The sequence below is a fragment of the Barnesiella sp. CU968 genome (genome assembly GCF_905219685.1).
Taxonomy (GTDB): Bacteria; Bacteroidota; Bacteroidia; order Bacteroidales; family Muribaculaceae; genus Lepagella; species Lepagella muris_A.
On sequence record NZ_CAJMXD010000548.1, the window covers coordinates 1 to 1,482 of the forward strand.

At 49.5% G+C, this 1,482-nt stretch carries 1 protein-coding gene; it reads left to right on the forward strand.

The features are described from left to right. The coding region (locus tag JX312_RS13585; RefSeq protein ID WP_204458449.1) for an acyl-CoA dehydrogenase family protein at positions 1–1,300 on the forward strand (1,300 nt) is incomplete at its 5' end. Positions 1,301–1,482: the final 182 nt, after the last annotated feature.

Below are 1,482 nucleotides of genomic sequence, written 5' to 3' on the forward strand. Positions count from 1 at the left end.
CGAGAATCTCTGGGGGCTTCAGGACTGTGCCGAGACAATCTATGAGTTTGCCGATGAAGCACAGAAGGAGAAATATATTCCCCGTGTATGCGCCGGCGAGACAATGTCGATGGACCTTACCGAGCCGGATGCCGGATCCGACCTTCAGTCCGTAATGCTCAAGGCTTCGCAGAAGGAGGACGGTTCTTGGGTGCTCAACGGCGTGAAGCGTTTCATCACCAACGGAGACAGCGACATTCACCTTGTACTTGCCCGCAGCGAGGAGGGTACGAAAGACGGTCGCGGTCTCTCTATGTTTATTTATGACAAGAGAAACGGAGGCGTTAACGTTCGCCGCATCGAGAACAAGATGGGTATCAAGGGCAGTCCGACATGCGAACTTGTCTACAAGGACGCACCTGCTGAGCTCGTAGGCAGCCGCAAGCTCGGTCTCATCAAATATGTGATGGCTCTCATGAACGGCGCCCGTCTCGGCATTGCCGCCCAGAGTGTAGGTATCAGCGAGCATGCGTATCGCGAGGCTCTTGATTATGCCAAAGAGCGCAAGCAGTTCGGCAAGGCAATCATAGAGTTCCCGGCGGTGGCAGAGATTCTTTCTCTGATGAAGGCTAAGCTCGATGCCAGCCGCACGTTGCTTTATGCCTGCTCTCGTTTCGTAGACATGTATAAGATCTACGATGATATCGCCAAAGAGCGCAAACTTGAAGTCGAAGAGAAGAAAGAGGCTAAATTCTACAGCCGTCTTGCAGATGCCTTCACCCCGCTTGCAAAGGGTATGACATCGGAATTCTGCAACCAGAACGCCTATGACTGCATCCAGATCCACGGCGGTTCCGGTTTCATGAAAGATTACGCCTGCGAGCAGATCTATCGTGACGCCCGCATCACCTCAATATATGAGGGAACCACTCAGCTTCAGGTTGTGGCGGCTATCCGCCACGTCACCACCGGCACATATCTCGACTGGATCAAGGGAGAGGCTGAGAAACAGGTTGCCGCCGAGGACGAGGCAGTAAAGGCTACGCTGAATTTCATGACACAGCAGTATATCGATGCCGTAGAGGCTGTTACCGGTGTCAACGATCCCAAATTCCTGGATTTCATGGCTCGCCGCCTTGTTGAGATGGCAGGCTATATCGTGATGGGTTATCTGATGCTCGACGATACGCAGCGTGATTCTTCCTTCCGCAAGTCGCTCCATGTGTTTGTGAACTATGGCAAAGCCGAGGTTGCAAAGCATGCGGACTTCATCGGCAACTTCCGCCCCGAAGAAATCAGTGATTATCTCTACACAGAGTAAATTATCCGTATTATACTTTGAGACTATGTCATAATATAGTGTTTTGAAATAGTCGATATTATAAATTGCAGAAAGCAGGCATAAAAAATTATGCCTGCTTTCTGCAATTTATATGTTTTAATCAGCATAACATATGTTATATAGCATATGTTTGGGATACTTTGATTTACAGTATTATTTGT